Below are 23,483 nucleotides of genomic sequence, written 5' to 3' on the forward strand. Positions count from 1 at the left end.
AAGCCACGTACTAAAGTATCCATCTATATAACCAGTATGGAAAGCTTGGAAAATAAATAGTCCCACCTCTTTTCATATATGGGTGGGACTGTAAAGTCATGATTGTTTATTTACATTACATATTTATATAAAGCATGTGCCACACCATGTTCTTCATTTGATAACGTTTCGTATTTACACATTGCTTTTATTTCTTCTACTGCATTCCCCATTGCAATTGATATGTTCGCTTTTTCCATCATAGAAACATCGTTTAGCCCATCACCTATCGCTACAGTGTTTTCAACCGGAATATTAAGATGTTCTGCTAAAGTATATAATCCATTCCCTTTTTGAGCATCTCGATGATTAATCTCTAAATTGTGCCAATATGAAGATGTAATTGCTAAATCTGTATTATGAAGAAATGTTTCTTTTAGTTTTTTTAATTTCTCAATTTCATAAGAAAATGGTAATAGTTTATGCACATGTATATCTGTTTCTACAATTGGTTTACAACTTTCCGCACTATGAAACGCTGTATGCTCAAGATATAATGCTGCGATTGTTTCTAACTCTTTCAAGTCGAAATTTTCTTTTGAATTCTTCACATGCTCAATTTCATTACGTACACTCTCTACTCCATAATCCGGTACATACACACCTTTATCAGTATAGAGCTGATAATATAAACCATTCTCTTCAAGATATTCTACAATTTCAAGTGCCTGCATATTTTGAATTGGATATCTCTTCATCATTTTTTTATCTTTATATATAAGAGCACCATTTTCCGCAATGATTGGACACTCTAAATCAACTTCTAACAATAATCGCTCAATGTCAACAATAGAACGTCCTGTACAAATTGCTACAACATGGCCAGCTTCTTGACATGTTCGAATTGCTTCTGCATTTTCTTTACTTATCATTTTATTCCCCGAAAGAAGAGTTCCATCTAAATCAATTGCAATTAATTTCATTATTTCTTCACCACTTTCTATAAATACACGAGTTCTAATTAATTATTAGGTATCGTTTTCATACAATCCTCGTGAGGTACTTCTTATTTATAATTTATGAAAAGCGTTTCAGGTCAAGAAATAATTAAAAATAAAATCCAAAGCTTTTCTTTTTAAAAAAAGCTTTGGATTTTAAACTATGAATTATAACTAATGTATTTCGTCTCACACATGTACACATTTTTTTCTTCAGTTGGGATATATACTTTAAACTTTTCTAACCGTTTTCCATAGACATGAATCGTAATAACGCTTTCATTTTTGCTAATTTCAAGAATATGACAATCCGCTGGTGGAATTACTTTATCTGTTTCTCCTTCTCCCAAATAAAGATTTCCTGTATGTGTTAAATAAACAAGTGAATTTCCAAGTTGTTTCGTTTGTATAAAGTTCTGCACCATAATCCTTCCTGTAAAAACGCCTTCTACTCCCCATGTGCCGTCATGATCATGTAAAGGTGTAGATTGTCCATCTTTCCATACGAGAGCTAGTACTTCAAAACGTTTGAGCGGATCTTCATACAATAAATGTCGTGCATATTGAGTCAAATTGGCCTTCTGTTTATCTAACGGAAGCCATGTTTTCTTTTCTAAAAGTTCTTCTAGTAACTTTTCAATGCCACACACTATTTCTTCTTCAAATAAACCGTTTTCCATAAGATCTGTAACACCTTTAATAAACTTTTGAAATGATTTACTTCCATTACAAGTCAACATAAGAATCCTCCTCTACGTTTTATACAATTCCATATTAAGGTAATTACCGAAAACTCACAATTGAGAAACAAAAAACAAGATGCAAATGTATGCACCTTGTTAAGATTTTTATTTAGCTTTCAAACGAATAGGTAAGTATTTTAATGTTTGTTCATTTTCCAATATACATTTTTCTAAACAGAAAGATGGAGATAGCTCTATTTTTTCAAAAGTATTTATAAAGGTAGTTAATGCAATCTCAGCCTCTAAACGTGCAAGTGGTGCTCCTAAGCAAAAGTGAGGACCTTTCCCAAAGGTTAAATGCTTTTCATTTCCTGTTCGATGTACATTAAATTGAGAGGCTTGTGAAAATTTTTTCTCGTCTAAATTCGCTGCACTAACCCACGCAACAATCATCTGATCCTTTTTCATTAAAGGACCAAATATATTTGTATCCTCTGTAATCCTCCGGGCCAATGTAACAGGAAAGCGATAGCGTAATACTTCCTCAATCGCTTTTGAAATTAAGTTAGGTTCTTTTCTTAACTCTTCATAAATTCCAGGTGAATCTACTAAAAAGCAATAAAAGCTATTAATAATTAAATTTGTAGTGGTTTCATTCCCAGCCGCTAGTAAACCTAATGAAAAGGTTACAATTTCCTCATCGGTTAATCTTTCGCCTTCATATTCAGCTCGAATTAAATCAGATATGATATCATCGGTTAAATGATATCTTTTTTCCTGAACAATCGGTAAAAGGTATGCTTTGAATTCATTTAATGCTATCCCTTTCTCGGCATCCAGATCATTAAACTTTTCTTTACTATACGGCATAAATAAAATATCAGACCATTCTTTAATTTTTTTACGATCTGTTGTTGGGACTCCTAATAAATCAGAAATAATGGTAACAGGTAAAGGTGCAGCAAACTGTTCAACGATATTAACTTCACTACATTTTTCGATATGTTGTACAAGTTCATCTGCGATAGCCTGTATTCGAGGTTTCCACTGTTCTAAATTTCTTGGAGTAAATGCCTTAGAAACAATGGAACGTACATTGCGATGTTCTGGTGGATCTGTAGAGTTTATATTTATTCTAGTTTCTAAAGGAGGGATTGAGAATTGTCTGCGCTCCCTTCTACTTGAAAATAAGCGATAATCTGATAAAACACGATTTACATCATCATATAAAAAAACATTCCATACATCCTGCTCTTCATCATAATGAACTGGGTGATTATCCCTCATCAAACGATACCATTCATATGGATTCCATAATTCTTCTTTTGTTTTCAGCTTTGAAATTTCATGAACTAAAATAACATTTTCAGGTGAAGCCATAGTTCTTTCCTCCCTTTTCTTTTACAATAAAAGTGATAGGTCGGCAGTTCAAAGTTGTATAAACTATCATATGTTATTTTAACATATACAAAAGGAGATTTTTCATTAGAGAACTTGAGAAATATATAAGGGGGATTTTTATGTACGTTGACATTTTACTGCTAGCAGAATTAACGACAGGACCAAAACATGGATATGAAATCAAAAAAAATGTTCAAAATCGTTTAGGTGAGAATTTTGAGTTAAATCACAACATGCTTTACCCTGCCCTTCGGCGCTTTGAAAATATGGGTGCTATAACGAAAAAAATACATAAACAAGTCGGAAAACCAAACCGAAATATGTACGATATAACAGAAACAGGAGAAGAAATTTTTTCTGAAATGTTACGAGAGTTTCCTGAAAAACTTGCGACAAACAATACAGAATTTCTTGTTCGTATTGCTCTATTTGAAAAACTTGACTATGAGGATAGAAAAGAGATTTTGACTGTACGTCAAAACGTACTACATAATCAGCTTACTGCTATTCAGTCTCTAGATGTTACCTCATCTTTTATTACTGAAGTCATTGAATTTAGTAAATCACGAATTGAACATGAATTGAGTTGGATTACATCACTTATGAAGAAAATATGAAAAAATAACAAGAAAAGTTAAAAACAATGAATGAAAATGATATTTATTATCAATACTATCATTAATAAAAGGGCAACCACGATTTGGCTACCCTTAAAAAATTTACACTTCTGGATCGAATGTTTTGCAATCTGTTTCTTCCGTTGTAGATGCATGTTTACCTTTATGACTTACTACGTAAATTGCCTCTGCACTACATTTATTACCGTTCGCCCAAAATTTACAGTTGTTTACTTCACATAAAACGTCTTGTGCCATAGTATCACACCTCCTTGTTCTATTATCATTAACAAAATTCGGAGGTATGATACTATTTGTCATCCATTTTTCATTCCCTTTTTAGCTTTCTTAATGGTTCAATATCTCCGCGTACAATAGCATCAATATTTCCAGTTATTTTTTCAATATCAAAATGCCACCATTGAATTTGCAATAATTCTTGAATTATTTCATTTGAAAATCTCTCTTTTATTTTATTTGCAGGGTTTCCACCAACAATTGTATATGGTGCGACGTCTCTAGTCACAACAGATTTAGCTGCAATGATTGCACCATCCCCTATTTTTATTCCGGGCATAATTGTTGTATCCATACCAATCCAAACGTCATTTCCTATAACTGTATCACCTTTATAAGGTAAATCAGACAAACTAGGTGTATACTTCTCCCACCCATTTCCAAATATATTAAATGGATATGCCGAAAATCCATCCATCCGATGATTGGCTCCGTTCATAATAAAGTTAACTCCAGATGCAATACAACAAAACTTTCCAATAATAAGGCGATCTCCAAGAAATTCATAATGATGTAATACTCGATCTTCAAATGCTTCTCCATCTTTCGCATCATAATAAGAATAGTCACCAACAAGTATATTAGGTTTTGTTATTATATTTTTTATAAATTGAACGTTTTGATTTCCTTCAATAGGGTATTTAACATTTGGATTAGGATTCATTTTGTACGGCACTTCCTTTACCACTTATTTCACTTTCTACCGCTATTACTGGCTTTAAATTGTATATAGGTAAAATAAACAATAATCCAATTATAAAAAGTAAAGCCGTCCCTTCATACATCATACTTAATGAAAACATCTCTTTTAATGAGCCAGCTATACTCATCGTTACTACCATTGCACCGGTAAAAAGCGGACTTAAAATACCATTTACACGACCTATAAAATCGGTATCGCTATTTTGAATAATAAGTGTATTTATACCAATTTGGATACAAGGAAGAGCTAAACCACTAAAAAGCTGCGCTGTAAGTGTCACCCATAAATTTGTAGAATATCCTATAATGCCAATACCAATTGCTTGACCAAGCATACCGATAATTAACATCTTTTGCGGAGCAACATTTTTCGCAAATACCATTGCTAATGCTCCGCCAACAATCATTCCCGCACCATTTACTGTTAGTAGCCACTGTAAACTCTCTTTTGATAATCCTAACTGCTCAGTCACAATAAATATACCTAATGGCTGAATTAATCCTATACCTAGTCCTGCAGCCATAAAACAAAGCCCTAGCAAAGTTAATGCTTTTTTCTTTTTGACATACTTAATACCATCCTTCATCTCCTGCAACAGAGTGATATCCTTCTTTTCTACGTCGTTTTCAAGATCTTTCGGAAGGAATAACAATACAACTGCCGCAAGTAAAAACGAAATACCTGTTATGATGATTGAAATATAAATTCCAAAACTATGAAAGATAAATGTCCCTAGTATTGGTCCTAATACCATAAATATTGCAAATATCGTTTGATATATAGACATTGCTAATTGAATTTGTTCCGTTGATAAATGTTGTTTAAACAACTTCATTCCAGATGGTTGTGAAAACTGTGAAAGGATTGCAGAGATGAGTGTCACAAAAAACACAATTTTCCACGTTCCAAACATAAGCGTAATTAATACAGCGAATACTGAAATGGAACTTAACGTTTCACACCATATCATTGTCTTCTTTGGCTTCCACCTATCAGCAAAAGTACCGCCAATAAATGAAAAAATAAAAATTGGAGCGAATTCAGCAACTGAAATCATCGAAATAGCAAAAGCATCACCTTTTGTCATTTCCATTACATATAGTAATACCGCAAAGTTTCGAACCCATATTCCTATTTGTAAAAATAATGCTGATGCTAAAATCCCTTGAACAAACCGATTTTTTAATACTTGTGATACCCCATTGTTTTGTTTCGTTTCTACATTTGTCGACATAAAAAAGCCTCCTATTTCATGTTCTGAACAGGAGGCAGCACAAATCATATAAAAAGACTATATATTCGCAGAGCGAAATACATCCCTTTTCTATAAATGTACAGACTAACCCTATTCAGAAGAATATTTCGTTTTTTAACGAAGATCTCTTACAAATAGAATTAGTTGATCATTGGGATGTTTTCACCCTTCCGTTTCGAATTTAAATAACACATACATACTCTATGTAAATCATTTTCGATGTATGCATGTCTCCTTTTAACTATTCTAGAAAGTTAAAGGCAATTCCTCTAAAGAACGCATTAAATAGTTACCTTGCCATTTAATTTCTTCACGATTCCCTTTTATTTGTAGTTCAGGCATTCGATTAAACAAAGTAGTAATAGCAATCTTTGCTTCTAACCTCGCAAGTGGAGCGCCTAAACAGAAATGGCTACCATGACCAAAGGCAATATGACGATTATTTTCCCGAGTAATATCGAATACTTCTGGGTTTTCAAATACAGTTTCATCACGATTTGCAGAAGCTAAGGCAATGACAACCATATCTCCTTTTTCGATTGTTCGGTCGTGAATTTGAAAAGGTTCCGCTGCCCATCTTGCAGTTGTAACCTCAACTGGAGAATAATAACGCAATCCTTCCTCAATAGCCGAATCAATTAGTTTTGGATTATCTTTTAATAACTGTAATTGATTTGGATTTTCAAGAAGTGCTAATACCGTATTTGTAATTAAATTCACTGTCGTCTCGTGTCCTGCTACAATTAATAGCATTATCATTGAATATAGTTCCCGAGCGCTAAGTTTATGCCCTTCACTCTCTGCAAGTATTAAAGCACTCACTAAGTCTTCTTTTGGCTCTTTTCGTTTAATATCAACTAAATATTGAAGATATGTAATAAACTCAGATAGTTGTTTTTCGGTCTCTTTTATTTCTTCAGGTGTTTCTGGTGATGCAATAACAGCATGAGACCAAATTCTAAATTTCGCTTGATCTTCTTTTGGAATACCGAGCATCTCACTTATTACAATAATCGGTAATGGAAATGAATAATCATCCACAAGATTTAATGTACCTTTTCGCTCTATATCACTTATCAAATCATCTGCTATTTTCTCAATTCTTTTGTCTAATTGTGCAATCATCTTCGGTGTAAAAGCTTTTTGAACTAAAGATCGTAAACGACTGTGGTTAGGTGGATCTGAATTTAGCATATGTGTTGTTAAGTGGTCACTATTATCAACGGAAAGATACATGTTCTTTATATCTTGAGAAAACACATTTGTCCAATCTTTTTTTAAACGATTATCTTTTAAAAGTGGCAGAGCATCTTCATATCTAGTAATGAGCCATTCTTTACCGATTTCAACTTGGTTTACAAATAATATAGGTTGTTTTTTTCGCGATTCTTTATAAATTTCATACGCATCTTCTTTAAACTGAGCTGAAGCTAAATTAATGCCATCCTCTATGCTTAACCCAACTTTGTTTTTCATTGACATTGTATTCCCTCACTCTCATTTGTTTTTGAAAATCAACCCAACATATGCATTATACTCTAATAAAAACGCGAAAATTGTAAATTTTTAATCAAATTCTTACTTCGTATATTGAAAAATAAAAAAGTGAGAGAGTAAAATCGTTTCACTCTCCCACTTCTCTTTATGCGAAGCACATAAAATTACTAATTTGTTGATAGCGATAACTTACTTTACGACGACGACCACCTTGCCACGTGTAACCTGACACTCCATTTCTTCTCACTTCAGTCGGGAAGAACCATAAATCTCTTCCGAAAGGACCAGGACGATGTAAGCGTAAATAGCCCCATCTTCCTAGACAGTTACACATCCATGATTTCATATTACCTGGTTGTGCTGGAGAAGCAAATGTAGACGGTAACGACGGCGCTTGTGACGGAGGTGGTGACGTTGGAGCATCTTCTGCATCATCTGGTCTGTAATCTTCTTGTTCAATATCTCTCACTTCATTTGTAGGTTCATACCCGTAGTCATGTGGATTATAATACATCGCTTGATCATATGGATAATTTTGTTGGTTATACATATTAACAAATCACCTTCTTTTCATTCATTACCTTTACCATTCATATGTGATATGCCCTCTCTGGGAAGCTTATGTATAGCCCAAATTCAACTTAAAAAGCTCGTATTATTAAAAATACGAGCCTTTCAAAAATAGAATGTGTTTATTATTTCCTTAACTTCACACTATAAAAACGCATTTCATCTAACGAACCTTCAAATTCAAATACTTCTTGTTTAATTAATTGTTTCAAGCGATATTCTAAGAAGGTATCTCCAACCAATTGTTCAACAAGACCAAGTGCTTCACCAATTACTCTAGGAGCTTTGAGGAACTCTCGATCAGCACCCACACTTTTCGCGCATTCAATTATAAATTGATCAAAATAATCTTCTTGTACAAAATGCACTTCATTTTCTTTCCACACTCTTAAACATTCTATGCTTTCCGATAATCTATCCCACTCATGTTCAAACTTCATTCGCTTCTCTTCAGTTAAATGAGGTAACTTTATAAAACTTTTTTGGAATAGAGCTAAACTTTCAGGTGGTAATTCTCCCGTTCCACGAATATCATACTCTTGTTTTAATATTTCTCTACTTGCTTCAGACGTATTAATAACTCGAATGTTTTTCTTATCCTTTAATTGTGCTATTACAAAACTTAGGCCTACATGTTCATGTGCATTATCAGCCTTCCAAATTGTAATAGGTGTTTCAACAGGAATAGTATGTAGTTCTTCTATAGTTGCTATAAATCTTGATAAATATTCTTCTTCAAAATAACTATCATAAGCAGTTAAGTTATTTATTAACCACTCCTGTCTTGCTAGTTGCCCCTCATTCGTATGCAACCTATATATCGGTCCAATTGAAAAAAATTCCGAAAAAGCAACAACACTCTCTTCAAATAATTCTTCTTGACTTAACATATATTTTAAGCAACCAGCCGTTGAATCATCAAAAGCAATATGTACGTGCGTACTTTCTTTTACATTCCTTTTATAAGTAGGATTACTTGTTAATTGTTTCGGAATATCCATCAAATTTTTAATTGTATCTTCACTATAGTTTTCTTCTAATAAGTTTAACTGTATGAGAATACTTTGAAGTAAATCTTTAGCCTCATCTTCGTACATATCCTCTACAGCATTTTTTATTTTATCTATCACACAAATCCCTCTATTCATTTCAAAAATAACGTAGATTATAGTGTATCATTTTAGTATAGTTCTTTAAAGTCAGATCCAGATTACTACAGCAATCTGGATTTTCAACAAAAGCTCTCCTTATATTTTTGAATTGCTAAATATTTTTACTTTGAAAATCCTTGTATCTAAATGTATAATTATATAAAAACAAAAATATAGGAGCTATATTTATGGATAAAGTACTTACAAATTATAAACATTACTTAAAAAATTGGAGATTTATATTTATTTGCATACTACCTGCTATTGCCTTATTCGTTACTTTCGATGTCATCTTTGAACTACTGTTTCATCAAAATTTCTACTTATCTAACTTAATTTCTGCTATCATATTATTTTTAATATTTATTAACGTTAAAGGTAAATTTAAAATTAAAGGCTAAAAAACACTATTTCAAAATAGACCTTTATTATTGCATCCTGCTATAAAATAAGGCTCATAGTAGATTTTCATAAAAAATAAGAGCACCCTGCAATTGGCTGCTCTTATGTGATTAGAGGTTTTTTCTGAGTATTAAGTAGGACACGAAGATCTTGTCCTACTACATAATATATGCTTGTACTTATTATTTCGTGCATGTATTAAGCACCATGTTCAGGTACTTAATATATGCATAGTCATTGCTAAAAAATCTACTCAATTATTCACTGTACAATTTCATATTTATAAATTAAAAAACATCCTCAATGGATGTTTTTTATCTAACGATTTTAAGCTTCCATAAACTTAGCCGGTACACCAATTTTTTCAACTACAGAAGATATATTAGTAGGATTAATCATTACATTTTCAATACATACTAATTTATTTTCTAATATCCCATTCTCTGTAGTAATAAGTTCTTCAAACCGATCTAAAGTCATTGAGAATTTATGTTCACTTCCACCATTCATACTAACTTTTACATACTTCATAGTGTCACCGCCTTTCATAATAATTTACCTTTCGACAAGAAGGCGCTTACATCCTTTTTATTTACTCTTAGATTTCTCACGTTTACATATATTTTGAGAACGGAAACTACTATTATTCACTCACAAAATTATTGCTAATAAAAAAGATAAAGATAAAAATGCACAAAGTGGAATATATAAACCGGTATCCATTCTTGCAAAGTGCGTATCTTTTTGTCGTTTAAAGATACCAAAATAGTTAAATTCACCAATTACTCTAATAGAAAAGACGATCATACAAATCCAGGAACCGACTTGAATAATAACATTAGGAACTGCAAAATGAACAATATTTGCTTGTTGCAACAAAATTATTGCTGCCATACTTAATAATAATGCAATGAACAATGTCATTCCGGCGCGAGGTGTAAACGCCTTTTCCCCTGATTTAGTTGGAATAACGCTATTTGTCCCCCAATTACCTCCGAAAGCCCAATATACATGTAAAAAGCTAACTAAGAATAATATACAAGCAGATATATATGTAATGATAAGCATTTTATCCTCCCCTTATTTTAGTTCCTATCTATAAAATATGCTATTCCCCTCCGCAATAGCAACCTTCATTTCATTACATAAAAAAACCGTAATGATTTATCAATATTAAGATAAGTCATTACGGGGTTATTAAACTTCATTATGCATTATACCTATTTCTTCGGCGTTCCATCCTTGTTTGACCTTGAACTGCATTTTCTTTGTATGGATCTATTTGCTCTGTCATTTCATATGTTGCAACTGGTTCTTCGTACTTATACTCATGGATTTTTTCTGGCATTTTACTTTTAGATTCTTTCCCACCAAACTTAAATAGTTTCATCTTTAATTTCGGTAATCTTGGAAGACGAATCTTAAATGATAATCTTTTGCGTTTCTTTTTTGGTCCAAGTAGATTTATATTTTCTTTATTATTATCTTTCTCTTTGCGGTGAATGAACATCGCAAGTAATCCTCCTATTACAAGTCCTCCAATTAATAGTAATATATATACATAATGGCTTGTCATTAAACTCATTATGCGTTCAAGTATGACTAACGACTGTACTTCTTTTATATCCCATAGTAAAGCGGCCCATAATGAGAATAAGCCCAAAGTAAGTCCATATGTACGAAAACGGAATAAACATGGAATTAACGCGACACATGCAGCAATTTTCGCATTTGCTATGATTGAGCTTGTTGCAATATCTTGATGCCAAATAACTAACAGTAGTGTTATAAATGGCGCATACGCTATCCAACTGCATATACGTGAATACATCTTTTTAGCAAAATAACTACCGAAACTAGTAAAAAATAAAAGCCCTCCAATATATATAGATTGTTCTAGAGGGATTTGCTTTGTAAGTCCTGCAATTGGAAAGAGGCCGCTCAGTAGCATTAAGAGCACATCTAATTTCTTCACAATTCCCCATTCCTTTCAAATTTTTTCAATTAATAAAAATCGTTTTTCCATATGAAATAGTTTTTGTATTTCTAAAAAACATATTAATCCTGTCTGCACATAAAGTAAATATGTAAACGAAAAGATACTTGACAAAGGATATCCTTATTTACATAAAAAAATGACAAATCCTGATCGATATAACGAGCAGGATTTGTTTACTAGTATTTAAAGTAGAATAATTGAATCTTTCTTTTCTACTTTTACTACATCTACATCCAATTCATCATCAAATTCTTTAAACTCTCTTGCATCTATGTCAGTAATATAACTCTTTATTACTTTTTCCATATGCATGGAATATGTAATGTGTACATTCTTTTTCGAAAGCATACTAGAATTACAGCACATGTAATGTATCATTTTAGCGATATAATCCCTTTCTACAGGTTTTACACCTAATGGTAGAATTTCAAGTATATATCGCTGAAAAATCCCACTACAATTAAGTGAATATTCACCAGTACTATAATACATCCCTTTTTGATCTGCATATAAGCCAATGCTATCTAAAGCATCATCACATTCTATTACACCGTAACTTGGTACATCAAAACCTGTATTTATTCTAATAATATTTAAATTTGGAACCTTTAACACCTCTGGAACAATATCAGGTAAAATATCTATATTAATTTCTTTATTTTGTAACTCTTTTATCCAATACCTTCTCAAATTTGCATCTCCAATGAAATAAACTTGTTCATTTTGTTCTTTTGCATATTGTACAATTTCCATTAATGTTTCGGAAACATATTGTTTAAAAAGAGCTCCCATATCATTTCTCTTTGATGGTTGTGGTAAAAATGCATTATGTTTATTTATATTTAATAATACGTAATCAATCGTTTGCCATTCTGTATTCCCATATAATTTATATAAAATTTCTTTTCCTTTTATTTTTGAAAGAATAGGTAAGAAATCAAATTTCGATATTCGTTCAATTGATAAATTAACATATATACAAGGTAAATTTATCTTATTCCAACTACGCTTCAAAAATCCTTTTTGCTCTAATAAACTAAAAACACTATTTACAATTGTTTTACGAGATACACTTTGGCCTATAAATAAATTAATAAATGTTGAAATACGGTTTGCTCGTGCAAATCCCTCTCTAATGATTTGTTTTGGATCAATTTTTTCTCGTCCATCACAATTTTTCAATGCGATTAATGCTAATGTCGCATCACTGCGCTCGCCCGCGGTAGCATAGACAGCTTTCGTAACATCATCTACAAGATTTGTTTTATATTTTTGGCAATATTGCATTTTATATGGATTTTGTAACACCTTTTCAATATTGTATCTCACAATCTTTAATAACACTGGAAAATCTGTATTCAATACATAAGAATTTTCACCAACTTTAGTCAAAACAATTTGACTCTCAAGTAATGCTTGTTCTATTTCCAGCACTATATCTTCAGACCAAACTTCTAATGTTAATGTCTCTAATCCTTTTGGTGCAAATAAAGGAAAGAATTCATTTTTGTTATTTGTTACTATCTTTTTACATTCTGGAAGTATTGTGAAATAAGAGAATTTACGCTGAAATTCTTTAAATAAATACTCTCTTTCCTTTACTTTTATACCCGGTTCTATTTTAGTACCTTGAACTTTATAAATTCTCTCATTGTATGGAAATAACACCCTTTTATTTTCCCCTACAATATAATCTTTCGGATATTGGAGAATATGGTCTAAATCCACCTCTCCCCCTATTTGAAAATCATCTTTTAAATTTCTAAATATTTTAATCCATTTCATACCGGTTGTAGCTTGTTGTATTTTTAGTTTTACAAACCGTATTTTTTTATTATTTGACGCAAACTCTGAGGTAGAAATCAATATCATGCCTCGTTTCCGTCTTAAAAGTAAAGGAATATCTGGGTGATTATATTCTTGATAAAATCTCCGAATCCCTATTGAAATATTTAATAATGGAGCGTTCTCACCACCGCGGGTTATGCATTCGAATCGATATACATAGGAGAAAAAATCTTGTGTTTTTTCATCTTTTATCGGCCCTGACATCGCCTCACAAATATTTTGTGATCTAAGAGGAGAAAAATAGATTTCTTCTTCATTTGTATTTTTTAAATATATAGGACGCTCACAAAAAATATGTGAGATTAAAGCGGGCACCCACTTAGAATACGTTTCATTATCATGTAGTACTGGCAAATTAGAAATCAAATCGGATTGCCATTCATATTTTGGGGGTTCTACTAATCTATTTGGTTTCCAATCATGAATAATCTCATACCAACTTTGAAAAATATAATCGAGCTGCTCTTGTCTAATAGGTTCTTTCGATACAATCCATGGTGTATTTTCATTTAATACGTACGGATTATGCTGAATAAACAATATATCCGAAAACATATCATACAATCTTTCATTCAAACGTTTCAACTTACTCGTTAATAAAAATGTCTTATAATGTATCTCTACGATGTCCAACCATTCAATAGGAAAGTATATAAATGATACCTTTTCATTTAAAAGGGGGTCTACTATATTTTCAAATGTTAGCAGCCTTAATTTTTTCATAAAATGATTCCTTCCTTTCTTCAGTTGTCTTGATTATCAAAAAGCTAGAACAATAGTTACTTAATCTAATCCATTTAAATCAAGTATTTAAAAGAAAAGTAAAAACTATTTATCTGAATAAAACATTATCAAATCGACTCTTTTAACAATTAAAAGTAATTATCATATACAGCACCTCATATATTTATATTTTAATACATTTAAATTATACAATTTATATAATGTATTGTACTTATCATTTACAAAAAATTTACAAAAAACTAAAAAAGAACACCTTAAATCGGCGCTCTCTTTACAAATATTAAGCGTTATGTAATTGAACATATAGATAACAGTAATCCTCCAAATGAAATTGTTCCTAGTAAACCTACTACAAATCCTGTTAAACAAATACAATCAGCAAGACAAATAGAAGACTGCGATAATGGAACGAATGACCTACTTGTACCCGAACCATATTGTTTTATCTTCTCATAATTCATATCTAACATTAAATGTAGACATGTTACACCCTCCTCAATAGTATGTACAGATTCTTTTTCTAATCGCTCCAATAATTTACTATCAAAAGCAACTGCTAGAGGGTACTGCTTATCCGATTTCATATTTTGATAAATTAGTTGCAAACGAGATAATATATTATTTTTCTTCTTTTCAGATGTTACTGTACATTTCATATTATTAAATTCATTTAATAACAGTGATAATTCATCTCTTTTTCCGTATAAATCTTTAGCTATTTTTCTCTTTAGTTTATACGAATGGAAAATAGATTTTAGTTCAACCATATTCATACACTTCCTAATTACATAGTATTTACCCTATTGTTTTGTAGATAAACAGTACTTTTTAATCTTATTTAAAATACACTTAAGCAACTTATTTTACTATCGATTAACATTACATTAACCTTACACGGTTGTAATAAAATCATTAGCTAGAAGGAAGAAATGCCCAAACTAGACAGATATTTAATGATAAAACCATAAGAAAAAAACAATGATTAGATTTTAAATCTAGTCATTGCTTTATCCATCACATCTTGATTACATCTATATATCTTATTGTTACTCTTTCACTTGAATGATTGAATATATCCATTAATAATGGCTATATTCTTTGTCGGCACGTACATATAACTAATGTTTTTTAATTGATAAAGTAAAACTTTAATCAGCTCTCACCAATCGGGCTTTTATGGGCAGTCCGCCACCTAACTTCTCTTTGCTCTCGCTGAATTTTTTGGGGGATGTTACTACCCGCAACTAGCAAGATAGATGTTATCAATATTCATACGTTACAATAGTACCGGTAGTATCAGTAAAACCATCAAAACAGTTAGAGCAACCACCACAGCCGCCACAACCGCCACAGCCTCCGCAACCAAAACAACCGAAGCAGCCAATACAACGGAAGCCACCACAACGGAAGCCGCCACAACGACCTCCCCCACAACCACCACAACGACCACAACCGCCACAGCGACGAGCAGCATCTTCAATATAGTAATATGGATATTGGTTTTGCTGGTCCCAATAGACAATATTTCCAGAGCGGTAATCATTAAGGCTTAACGCTTGTAGTTCTTGTTGAAACTGATTCATTTTCATAACCTCCGTTTATAAAATACAACCTCATCGATACTTCCCTATATTCCTGTTCGTTACATCTAAGTAGAAATAGCGCTATAAACTAAGTTCAATACGTACACCAACAAAGTATGACTTATCACTAGATGATGCACCTTGTTCATATACCTATTTTTACTATGGGCTCATTTTTATAAAGTGAAACTTTAATCAGTGGGGTTTTGTTCATCCCCTACCTAACTTCTTTGCTTCCGCTGAATTTTGAGGTGGGGGGCTTACTGCCCGGCAAATAGCGGGATAAATAAAAATTAAAAAATATGAATTCTAGCGTCATATCTTCATACTTACTAAGTTCAATTAATTTCTCAATAATTATGATGCCATATCCTATATATTTCCGTCTGCTGCTTAGATTTTTCTGTACTGTAAATGGCTTTCGCTATAACACCTCCAAGTGACCGGTTTCTATGACGGATAAGAAATTCCAACAAAAAAAGCCCTAATTAGGGCTTTTCATTCTATTTCTCCAGTAAAACTCTCTATGAAATTCCTAATAGAAAAAAGACACACTTAGATTGATGCGTCTTTTTGTGATGCCTCTTTTGTGAAATCATATAAAGCAATTGCGCCTAAAAGAACAAGTATCCCTTGAGGAACATCTAGCAAAATAGTTTTCCAAATTTCTGGAATTATCCATTTAATATCTGCTGCTGTTTCAAGATATGTTTGGAAATAGCTGATTGTAAAATTAATTATCCCTAAAAATAAAAATAACGATAAACCAAATCGAATTAATTTCTTATTTGTAAACATATAACACCTCTCAAAATTCATTGGATATTCCTGCTTTTGCTTCTTTATATTTCCATATATCTATATCTGATTTTAACACATAAAGAGCTCAAAAAAATACGATATGCATATTTGCATATCGTATTAACAACACTCCATGATAATTTAGAAATTCCTGCAAAGAAAAAACAACTCCGTTACAGCTAACAGCTCGGGTTTCTTTTCTTATTTAACTTCATACCACCAACATTTACGTTCTTTAATTGTAAAATAAATGTGACAGAAGTTTATCCAGTTAATACGTAGACAAGTAAATGAGCTAAATTATCGATATTCTATTTCGCCATATCCGTAGCACTAATGACTTTACGCAAATTTGACAAGAAAAAATATATAGATAGGTATGATCCAGACCTATCTATAACATTACTTCTATTCTTTATCCAATTACGTCTTTTACGTCTGTATCCACTGGCCACTTTTCTAATGTATAAGCCATTTCCCAAAATGAATATTCATATTGACTGCTAATAATAAAATGCTGTTTCATACGTTTGCGGTCTGCCTCTGTTACTTTTTCAGCGATAGTATCTAAACGTGTAATTTGTTCTTCAACTAGCGTACGGAACCAATCAGATCCATAAGCAGAAATCCATTCGTTATAGATTGGCTCTTCCGGCTGGCACTCTTTTAAGCGTTCGCCAATTTCATAATACAACCAATAGCAAGGTAAAATCGCTGCAATGATATCTCCTAAATGCCCTTCATACGCAACACGATACATATGTGAAGTATACGCATATGCAGTTGGCGCAGGAATAAAATTATCTTTTTCTTCATTCGTTATCCCTAGTTTTTTAGCAAAATTCTCATGTAAAGATAACTCTGCTTCATATGTATTTTGAGCATGATGTGCCATACGAGCTGTCGTCTCTAATTCAAGAGCTTTTGCAGCTCCTAAAGTTTGTACTCTAGCAAAATGACTCAAATAATATGAATCTTGAAGCACATAATAACGAAAACTAGCTAAATCTAACGTTCCTTCACCAAGTTTTTTTACAAAAGGATGGTTAAAACTCGCTTCCCAAATTGAATCTACTTCTTTACGTAATGATTGTGAAAAATTCATTTAAATCCCTCCAATAATATATAAAATATAAGTATTTATCCACAATTATTAAAGCTGTAAAATAAAAAAACTTTCTTTACAGGCGTAAAGAAAGTGAAATCGACAGTATTTATTTACTCATTAAATAGCAACGTCTTTCCCACTTCCCTACGCTGGCATTAACCAGATCAGGTACTAAGAGTCTCAAAATCACATTTGATCTCAGCCTATAAAAGGCCCCCCTAGTGGATAAATATTTTGTTTTTATAATGTATTCATCATAGCATACTTCGTGAAACTGTCAAAAAAATTCGTTATATAATTCCCTTAAAACCCTTCTTCTTTTCTAACTTTTAATGATGTTTCAATAATCATATCTAATAGTTTGCTATAACTAATCCCCGCTGCTTCTGCACTTTTTGGCAATAAACTTGATTGTGTCATCCCTGGTAATGTATTAATTTCCATTACATATGGAATTCCGTCCTTCACCATCATATCAACTCTTGCATAAACACTACATTTTAATGCTTTATAACAAGCAAGTGACGCTTTATTTACACGTTCCTTAATTTCTGCTGGAAGTTCGATAACTTCCTCAACTGTACTAGTATCATCATATTTTGCATTGTAGTCAAAGAACTCGGCTGCATGTCGAATTGAAACTATAGGTAACTGTTTTCCATTCAGAATTGAACATGTAATTTCATCACCTTTTATATACTTCTCAATTACTACTTCAGAATCCCATTCGAATACAGTTTCTAGCATTGAGATCAATTCATTTTTATTATAAACGATTTTCACTCCGACACTCGATCCGCCAGAGTTTGGTTTTACTACTAATGGAAATCCTAACTTATCTAACTCATCAAGATTTAGATCCTCCATTTTTGTAAGTTCAATCCAATCTGGTGTTTCTACACCTTCATAACGTAAAATCTTTTTCGAAATATTTTTATCCATACATATACTGCTAGATAACATATTACTTCCGCTATAAGGAATCCCTAAACTCTCCAGTGTTCCTTGAACTGTCCCATCTTCTCCGTATTTTCCGTGTAATGCGAGCAACGCAAAGTCAATGTCTTTCGCTTTTTCAACTAAATCTATTTTTTCATTTAATGGAATTGGAACTATTTCATACTTATTTTTATCTAAATGAGCAATCATTTCATTCCCCGTCATAATTGAAACTTGTTTTTCAGACGATACCCCGCCCATAATAACACCGATTTTCATTTTCTCAACTCCAAATTTCATTTTTTAATGTATCACCAATTATTTTAATTCCCCGAACTATTTCTTCTTCTTTCAAGCGCGAAAACCCTAATCGGAAAGTGTTCGCTCCTTCTCCATCAGAGTAAAAAACATCTCCAGGTGAAAACGTAACGCCTTTCTCATAACACTTTTGTAAAAGTGTGCGGGCATTCATATGCTCTTCTAGCTCTATAAATAAATGCAGTCCACCATCTCCAGTCATTCTTTTAAAAGGAATGTACTGGTTACATGCCCCGACAGCTAACTCATATTTTTTCTTATAAACAGATCTTGCCTTTTTTAAATATTTCTCAAAATATCCCTCATGTAAATATTGAAACAGAACAGCTTGATCTAACGTAGATGTGTGGATCGTTCTTGCTCTTTTTACGCTTTCTAAATAATGAATCAGCTCTTTATCTGCAATAATCCAGCCTACACGTAAACCAGGGAAAAGTACCTTTGAAAAGCTACTAATATAAATCACATTATTGCCAGCTCCAGCAAAAGTTAATAATGGAGCTAAATGTGAACCTGAATAACGTAATTCTTCATTAAATCCGTCCTCTATAATAGGAACCTTGTATTTTGAGAATAACCTCATCAATTCCGTTCTTTTCTCTGAACTCGTAACAATACCGGTTGGATTATGATAAGAAGGAATTAAATAAGCAAAATCAAAATCTTTTTCACGCAAACTTTTTTCAACTTCATTCGTATCAATACCATCCTCATGCATATCAATCCCATGAACTTCAAGTCCATGTAAACGGAAAAGCTTAAGTGCAGCGTGGTGAGTTGGATTCTCACAAATGACACGCCCGGATTTTTTTGATAAAGAAGAGAGTACAATATCCAATCCTTCTGTAAATCCATTTGTAATTAGAATATCTTTATTCGAAATGTCTACACCTTTCATTTCCATGTAATGAAGTAAATAATTCATTAACGGTCTATATCCCTTTGCATATCCGTAGTTCAATACGATGTCTCCTTCAATGGACATACGAGTAAGAAAAGCTCTTTTGAAATTTTCAACATCAAATAGCTTCTCATCCGGGGCTATACTATTAAAAACAATCATTCCCTTTTCCCAACGAACACCATGTTTCATTAAATCTAATTCATCCGCTAATGCGGTCACTGTATTAAGTTTCTTTTTCCAATCTATTCCAATAGACGAAGTGTTAGATATATCCACCTTCGCAACAAAGTTCCCTTTTCCTTTAACTGCATAAATGAGTCCTTCTTGCTCTAAATCTGCATAAGCAGCGAGTACAGTGTTTCTACTCACACTTAGTAATTCACTTAGTTCCCTTGTTGATGGGATTTTTTGATCCCCGAGCAAATGCCCTTTCATAATCATCTTCTTCAAATAATCTTTCAACTGAATATAAACGGGACGATCTTTAACAACTTTAAAATCCTTAAACAATTCCTTACCCCCTGCAATCATTTTTGCATATTTATTTCATTCTCAAAAGGTCCACGACATATGTATTTTTTATAAAGGGCGGTACGGTCTTACAAATCTTTTCGATATAAGTTAATTACATCTTTTAAAGCTGCAGCTGCAGCGCCTCGTGGATTAGAAGCCCCACCAATTGTAGTAACTTGTCCCATCGTATCTGTAAAGAACGTAATTCCTTTTTCGGTTCCATTTACTTTTGCTAACGGATGATTTTTTTCTATTTGGCACGGTTCAACATTTAAATTCACATTGCCTCCCTCATCCTTATATGTTGATGCTATTAATTTAATAATTTTATGTTGTTCCTTAGCATTTCGAATTTGCTGTTTTGTAACGTGCTCGATTCCTTTTATATGTATATCAGTAAGTGTTTTCTCTGTTTCCATTAAGCTGTTTGTCAAAAGTAACAATTTACACGCACTATCTGAACCACTTATATCTAATATAGGGTTCGTCTCAGCAATTCCTTTATTTTGTGCTTCTTTCAGTGCTTCTTCAAATGTCATATCTTCCTCATACATTTTCGTAAGAATATAATTAGTTGTTCCATTTAATATTCCTTCTATTTTTTCAATACTGCAACCGGCTAAACTAAATTGTCCGATATCTAGTGTCGGTAGTGCAGCGGCTGTTGCACCGCTATATCGAATTCGTATATTTGCGCCTTTTGCTGCTTCATTTATTTCTCTCCAGTTTGTAACGAGCGCACCTTTAGAAATTGCTACTATATTCTTCATATCTCGCATAAGAACCTAAGAAAAATGCATTCCCCATCAACACTTTATTCATCGTTATATGAGGCAAATGTAAACCTGTTATAGGTGCTGCTTGTGATGCATGTCCACTATAGGATAAATAATACACATCTGGTTGCGTCTTTACCCAATTATTTAACTCCTTTGCACCATCTGTACTTAAGTCCCATTGACTTATATCTTTTGTATTTTTCCAAAGTGAACTATTTAGAATACGATTACTATATTGGAAAAAGGACTCTCCAGCATTCTTCTTTATACCCCATTGATCCAATTTAAAATCATATAATGATAAATTATTGTTTCCTCCAAAGCTTGCAGCTGTAATGAGTAAATCTTTAACGAACGGCAGTAGAAGACTACCATCCGCAAGTGTTGTACCGTTGTGAGGGGTTGCTAATGTTGTAACACTATGAACGTATGATTTTCCGCCTTCAAATAGTGGTGATATTTTGGTGTCTGGGTGATTTTTCACATAATTCTTTTCTTCAAAACTACCTTCTTTTAATAGCTGTACTAATGTTCTAATCGTTTGTCCACCCATGCTATGTCCAACTAAATGAACTTTATTTGTTTCACTCCAATTCGGCGCAAAACCACTATAAGTTCTGCCAAAACGATTATGTCCATGTTTCTCAGCATGGACTGCACCATAGTCTACTGTCCCACCGCTAATTTGTGCATACAATTCACATGCACGATCCCAGTTACTAGAAACAGGTCCAACAGCTGCGGTATGTACCGTATAACCATTTCGTTTCAAATCTTCCTGTATATCATGAACACCACCCCAATATTTTACGCCAAGCATTTCTTCTCTACCCCATCCAGCAAATCCATTCACCAATATGATAGGATAATTATTTTGTTGCCTCTCTTCAGCGTATGATATTTTCGCTGCGAATGAACATACGGTCACTAATGCAAAAAAACATATTTTTAAAAATAACTTCCCCATACTTTCTCCCCCTAATAAAACGTTTACATTTTTCTTTTCAAAAAAATAACAGAATAATTTAATAACTTAAACATAATGTAAAGTATTTTATATACGTTGTATATATAGAAAACATATACAAATGTTGATAAATATTAATTCAAGTAAATATTTACTTTTTACAATACAACTTATAAATCTATTTATTTAGATTTATAATTAGATATAGTTTCCTCATGTTAAAAAGATTTAAAAACCATAAGAAAACTAATCTCATTGCTTGAAAAGGAGGAAAAATCATGCAAATCGGATCAAATATTCATACATTGTCTCAACCTACTAAAATAACTCCATCTAATCTTGAGCATAATACTATCTCTTCTACTAAACTTGAAAGTAAGAAAATAAATGATCCTATCAAGTTTGATATTCGTTTATCTGAAAAAGAAATGAAACAGCCTGAGCATAAATTTAATGAATTAGATTTATGGAAGATGTTAAAGGATAAAGGTGTTCCCTTATGGATCATCCTTGAAATGCTACAAAAGGCTCGTAAAGAAAAAGAAGCCCAAAATAATTCAGTTCAAAATTCAAATGGGATTGAGGAAACAAACGAGACTCGATTAAATGAAGTAATGTAAAGCATAATAATTGATTTGTCTATAAACTAAAAAGAGTTCGAAGCTGATGAAATTTTTATCAACTCCGAACTCTTTTTTAAGGTTTTTGGCCAATCGTTACAAATTGAAAAGATACTTCTCCTTCCAAACCTTTAATTAGCTTTTTTACTTTGACATTTTCATTAACCATTGTATTATCTGTCGACATTTTAGGTCTTTCATCACCTAGAGATTTCTCTAATTGAAGAAGGTGCATTTTCGTTTCATTTGCTTTTATTTCCTTATATACGCTATTTTTTGCTACAATCACATACGATTGCGTTGGATATTTACGAGTGTTTCCTATCCAAGTGTCACTATCGTATGTAACAGGAATCTCATTTCCTTCTATTTTAATACTTTTCATAGTCTTTTCGTCTTCATTTGTAAACAATAGTGATCCTTCTTTTGGGAATTTTGGTAACGTATCTAAAATATAATTTGAGCCATTACCTCGTTTATGAAAAATTTTTTCTTTAATCAGTGCTAGTGCTGTAGATTCATTTAAAATTAATACATGTCCATTTCCAACTTCACCTTTTTTCACAGAAAACACTTCATTTTCTTTCGTAATTTCCTGATAACGATTAATAATTGGTGAAATATTATTTTCATCTCCAATAATTAATACACCGTTTGCAGGAAATGATTTATCCTTTTTAGAGCATGAACTAAAGCTTATTAAAAGTATTATAGTTAACATAAAAATAGTTAAAGTTCTTTTCATCACGGTTCCTTTCATAATTCATATCATTTTTTACATGCTTTTCTGTAATTTTATTAGTTGAT

General features: G+C 32.3%; 23 protein-coding genes, 3 pseudogenes and 1 riboswitch. Of the genes and pseudogenes, 3 read left to right on the top strand and 23 right to left on the bottom strand.

Going from position 1 to position 23,483, the window contains the following annotated elements:
- Positions 1 to 110: 110 nt before the first annotated feature.
- From MR168_RS18070 to MR168_RS18080, 3 genes are all read right to left on the bottom strand, one after another.
- On the bottom strand, positions 111 to 962 hold the full coding sequence (locus MR168_RS18070; RefSeq protein WP_000766385.1) for a Cof-type HAD-IIB family hydrolase: 852 nt from the start codon (positions 960 to 962) through the stop codon (positions 111 to 113).
- Between the two features lie 176 nt (positions 963 to 1,138).
- Positions 1,139 to 1,717 carry a cysteine dioxygenase family protein gene (locus MR168_RS18075; protein ID WP_086388163.1) on the bottom strand — a complete coding sequence of 193 codons (579 nt, stop codon included), beginning with the start codon at positions 1,715 to 1,717 and terminating at the stop codon, positions 1,139 to 1,141.
- 108 nt (positions 1,718 to 1,825) lie between these two features.
- The gene (locus MR168_RS18080; RefSeq protein WP_086411811.1) at positions 1,826 to 3,040 is read right to left on the bottom strand and encodes a cytochrome P450; all 1,215 of its coding nucleotides are present in this window, start codon (positions 3,038 to 3,040) and stop codon (positions 1,826 to 1,828) included.
- A 140-nt stretch (positions 3,041 to 3,180) separates the two neighbouring features.
- Here MR168_RS18080 and MR168_RS18085 point away from each other — a divergent pair, with 140 nt between their 5' ends.
- Complete coding sequence (locus MR168_RS18085; RefSeq protein ID WP_000289124.1) at positions 3,181 to 3,678, top strand: PadR family transcriptional regulator; 498 nt, start codon at positions 3,181 to 3,183, stop codon at positions 3,676 to 3,678.
- A gap of 102 nt (positions 3,679 to 3,780) precedes the next feature.
- On the opposite strand, the gene MR168_RS18090 is transcribed toward MR168_RS18085, so the two are convergent.
- From MR168_RS18090 to MR168_RS18115, 6 genes are all read right to left on the bottom strand, one after another.
- Positions 3,781 to 3,936 carry a DUF1540 domain-containing protein gene (locus MR168_RS18090; protein ID WP_000046095.1) on the bottom strand — a complete coding sequence of 52 codons (156 nt, stop codon included), beginning with the start codon at positions 3,934 to 3,936 and terminating at the stop codon, positions 3,781 to 3,783.
- A 70-nt stretch (positions 3,937 to 4,006) separates the two neighbouring features.
- Positions 4,007 to 4,639 carry a Vat family streptogramin A O-acetyltransferase gene (locus tag MR168_RS18095; RefSeq protein ID WP_086411810.1) on the bottom strand — a complete coding sequence of 211 codons (633 nt, stop codon included), beginning with the start codon at positions 4,637 to 4,639 and terminating at the stop codon, positions 4,007 to 4,009.
- A complete protein-coding gene (locus MR168_RS18100; protein ID WP_086411809.1) occupies positions 4,629 to 5,912 on the bottom strand; it encodes an MFS transporter in 1,284 nt (427 codons plus the stop codon). Before MR168_RS18100 ends, MR168_RS18095 begins: the two co-directional genes overlap by 11 nt.
- Positions 5,913 to 6,179: 267 nt before the next feature.
- Positions 6,180 to 7,415: a cytochrome P450 family protein gene (locus MR168_RS18105; protein WP_000062125.1), complete on the bottom strand. Its 1,236-nt coding sequence runs from the start codon at positions 7,413 to 7,415 to the stop codon at positions 6,180 to 6,182.
- Between the two features lie 160 nt (positions 7,416 to 7,575).
- Positions 7,576 to 7,980: a hypothetical protein gene (locus MR168_RS18110; protein ID WP_000282680.1), complete on the bottom strand. Its 405-nt coding sequence runs from the start codon at positions 7,978 to 7,980 to the stop codon at positions 7,576 to 7,578.
- A gap of 145 nt (positions 7,981 to 8,125) precedes the next feature.
- Complete coding sequence (locus tag MR168_RS18115) at positions 8,126 to 9,130, bottom strand: DUF1835 domain-containing protein (RefSeq protein WP_086411808.1); 1,005 nt, start codon at positions 9,128 to 9,130, stop codon at positions 8,126 to 8,128.
- A 209-nt stretch (positions 9,131 to 9,339) separates the two neighbouring features.
- Between MR168_RS18115 and MR168_RS18120 the strand changes: the two genes are divergently transcribed.
- Entirely contained in the window at positions 9,340 to 9,552 is a 213-nt protein-coding gene (locus tag MR168_RS18120) for a hypothetical protein (protein WP_086411807.1), read from the top strand.
- Between the two features lie 328 nt (positions 9,553 to 9,880).
- On the opposite strand, the gene MR168_RS18125 is transcribed toward MR168_RS18120, so the two are convergent.
- The 13 genes and pseudogenes from MR168_RS18125 to MR168_RS18185 all read right to left on the bottom strand — a co-directional run.
- A complete protein-coding gene (locus MR168_RS18125) occupies positions 9,881 to 10,084 on the bottom strand; it encodes a hypothetical protein (RefSeq protein ID WP_000878369.1) in 204 nt (67 codons plus the stop codon).
- Positions 10,085 to 10,204: 120 nt separating this feature from the next.
- Positions 10,205 to 10,621: a DUF3995 domain-containing protein gene (locus MR168_RS18130; protein ID WP_000905571.1), complete on the bottom strand. Its 417-nt coding sequence runs from the start codon at positions 10,619 to 10,621 to the stop codon at positions 10,205 to 10,207.
- A 139-nt stretch (positions 10,622 to 10,760) separates the two neighbouring features.
- Entirely contained in the window at positions 10,761 to 11,528 is a 768-nt protein-coding gene (locus tag MR168_RS18135) for a DUF3959 family protein (protein ID WP_000732176.1), read from the bottom strand.
- Between the two features lie 207 nt (positions 11,529 to 11,735).
- Positions 11,736 to 14,123 carry an RNaseH domain-containing protein gene (locus MR168_RS18140; RefSeq protein WP_086411806.1) on the bottom strand — a complete coding sequence of 796 codons (2,388 nt, stop codon included), beginning with the start codon at positions 14,121 to 14,123 and terminating at the stop codon, positions 11,736 to 11,738.
- A gap of 308 nt (positions 14,124 to 14,431) precedes the next feature.
- Complete coding sequence (locus MR168_RS18145) at positions 14,432 to 14,917, bottom strand: hypothetical protein (RefSeq protein ID WP_041183984.1); 486 nt, start codon at positions 14,915 to 14,917, stop codon at positions 14,432 to 14,434.
- Positions 14,918 to 15,126: 209 nt separating this feature from the next.
- Positions 15,127 to 15,261: pseudogene (locus MR168_RS18150) on the bottom strand (site-specific integrase); the annotation flags it as partial.
- 145 nt (positions 15,262 to 15,406) lie between these two features.
- On the bottom strand, positions 15,407 to 15,727 hold the full coding sequence (locus tag MR168_RS18155) for a heterocycloanthracin/sonorensin family bacteriocin (protein WP_001071364.1): 321 nt from the start codon (positions 15,725 to 15,727) through the stop codon (positions 15,407 to 15,409).
- A 555-nt stretch (positions 15,728 to 16,282) separates the two neighbouring features.
- A complete protein-coding gene (locus MR168_RS18160) occupies positions 16,283 to 16,546 on the bottom strand; it encodes a DUF3937 family protein (RefSeq protein ID WP_086411802.1) in 264 nt (87 codons plus the stop codon).
- A 397-nt stretch (positions 16,547 to 16,943) separates the two neighbouring features.
- Positions 16,944 to 17,633 (bottom strand): thiaminase II, encoded by a 690-nt coding sequence (gene tenA / locus MR168_RS18165; RefSeq protein WP_242291437.1) that lies wholly within the window; start codon positions 17,631 to 17,633, stop codon positions 16,944 to 16,946.
- 127 nt (positions 17,634 to 17,760) lie between these two features.
- A riboswitch (TPP riboswitch) is annotated at positions 17,761 to 17,866 on the bottom strand.
- 73 nt (positions 17,867 to 17,939) lie between these two features.
- The gene (locus MR168_RS18170; RefSeq protein ID WP_086411805.1) at positions 17,940 to 18,854 is read right to left on the bottom strand and encodes a D-alanine--D-alanine ligase; all 915 of its coding nucleotides are present in this window, start codon (positions 18,852 to 18,854) and stop codon (positions 17,940 to 17,942) included.
- Positions 18,855 to 18,858: 4 nt separating this feature from the next.
- Complete coding sequence (gene pdxR, locus MR168_RS18175; protein ID WP_242291438.1) at positions 18,859 to 20,307, bottom strand: MocR-like pyridoxine biosynthesis transcription factor PdxR; 1,449 nt, start codon at positions 20,305 to 20,307, stop codon at positions 18,859 to 18,861.
- A gap of 89 nt (positions 20,308 to 20,396) precedes the next feature.
- Positions 20,397 to 21,074 (bottom strand): annotated as a pseudogene (locus MR168_RS18180) (homoserine dehydrogenase); the annotation flags it as partial.
- Positions 21,073 to 22,056, bottom strand: a pseudogene (locus tag MR168_RS18185) (esterase/lipase family protein); the annotation flags it as partial. The pseudogenes MR168_RS18180 and MR168_RS18185, both read right to left, overlap by 2 nt.
- A gap of 278 nt (positions 22,057 to 22,334) precedes the next feature.
- On the opposite strand from MR168_RS18185, the gene MR168_RS18190 reads away from it, so the two are divergent.
- Positions 22,335 to 22,676, top strand: coding sequence for a DUF3914 domain-containing protein (locus MR168_RS18190; RefSeq protein WP_001165493.1), 342 nt, complete (start codon positions 22,335 to 22,337; stop codon positions 22,674 to 22,676).
- 76 nt (positions 22,677 to 22,752) lie between these two features.
- On the opposite strand, the gene MR168_RS18195 is transcribed toward MR168_RS18190, so the two are convergent.
- Positions 22,753 to 23,421 (bottom strand): lipoprotein BA_5634 family protein, encoded by a 669-nt coding sequence (locus MR168_RS18195; protein WP_086411991.1) that lies wholly within the window; start codon positions 23,419 to 23,421, stop codon positions 22,753 to 22,755.
- Positions 23,422 to 23,483 lie beyond the last annotated feature (62 nt).

Origin of the sequence: Bacillus cereus group sp. BfR-BA-01356 (assembly GCF_022663635.1) — a bacterium.
GTDB lineage: Bacteria > Bacillota > Bacilli > Bacillales > Bacillaceae_G > Bacillus_A > Bacillus_A cereus.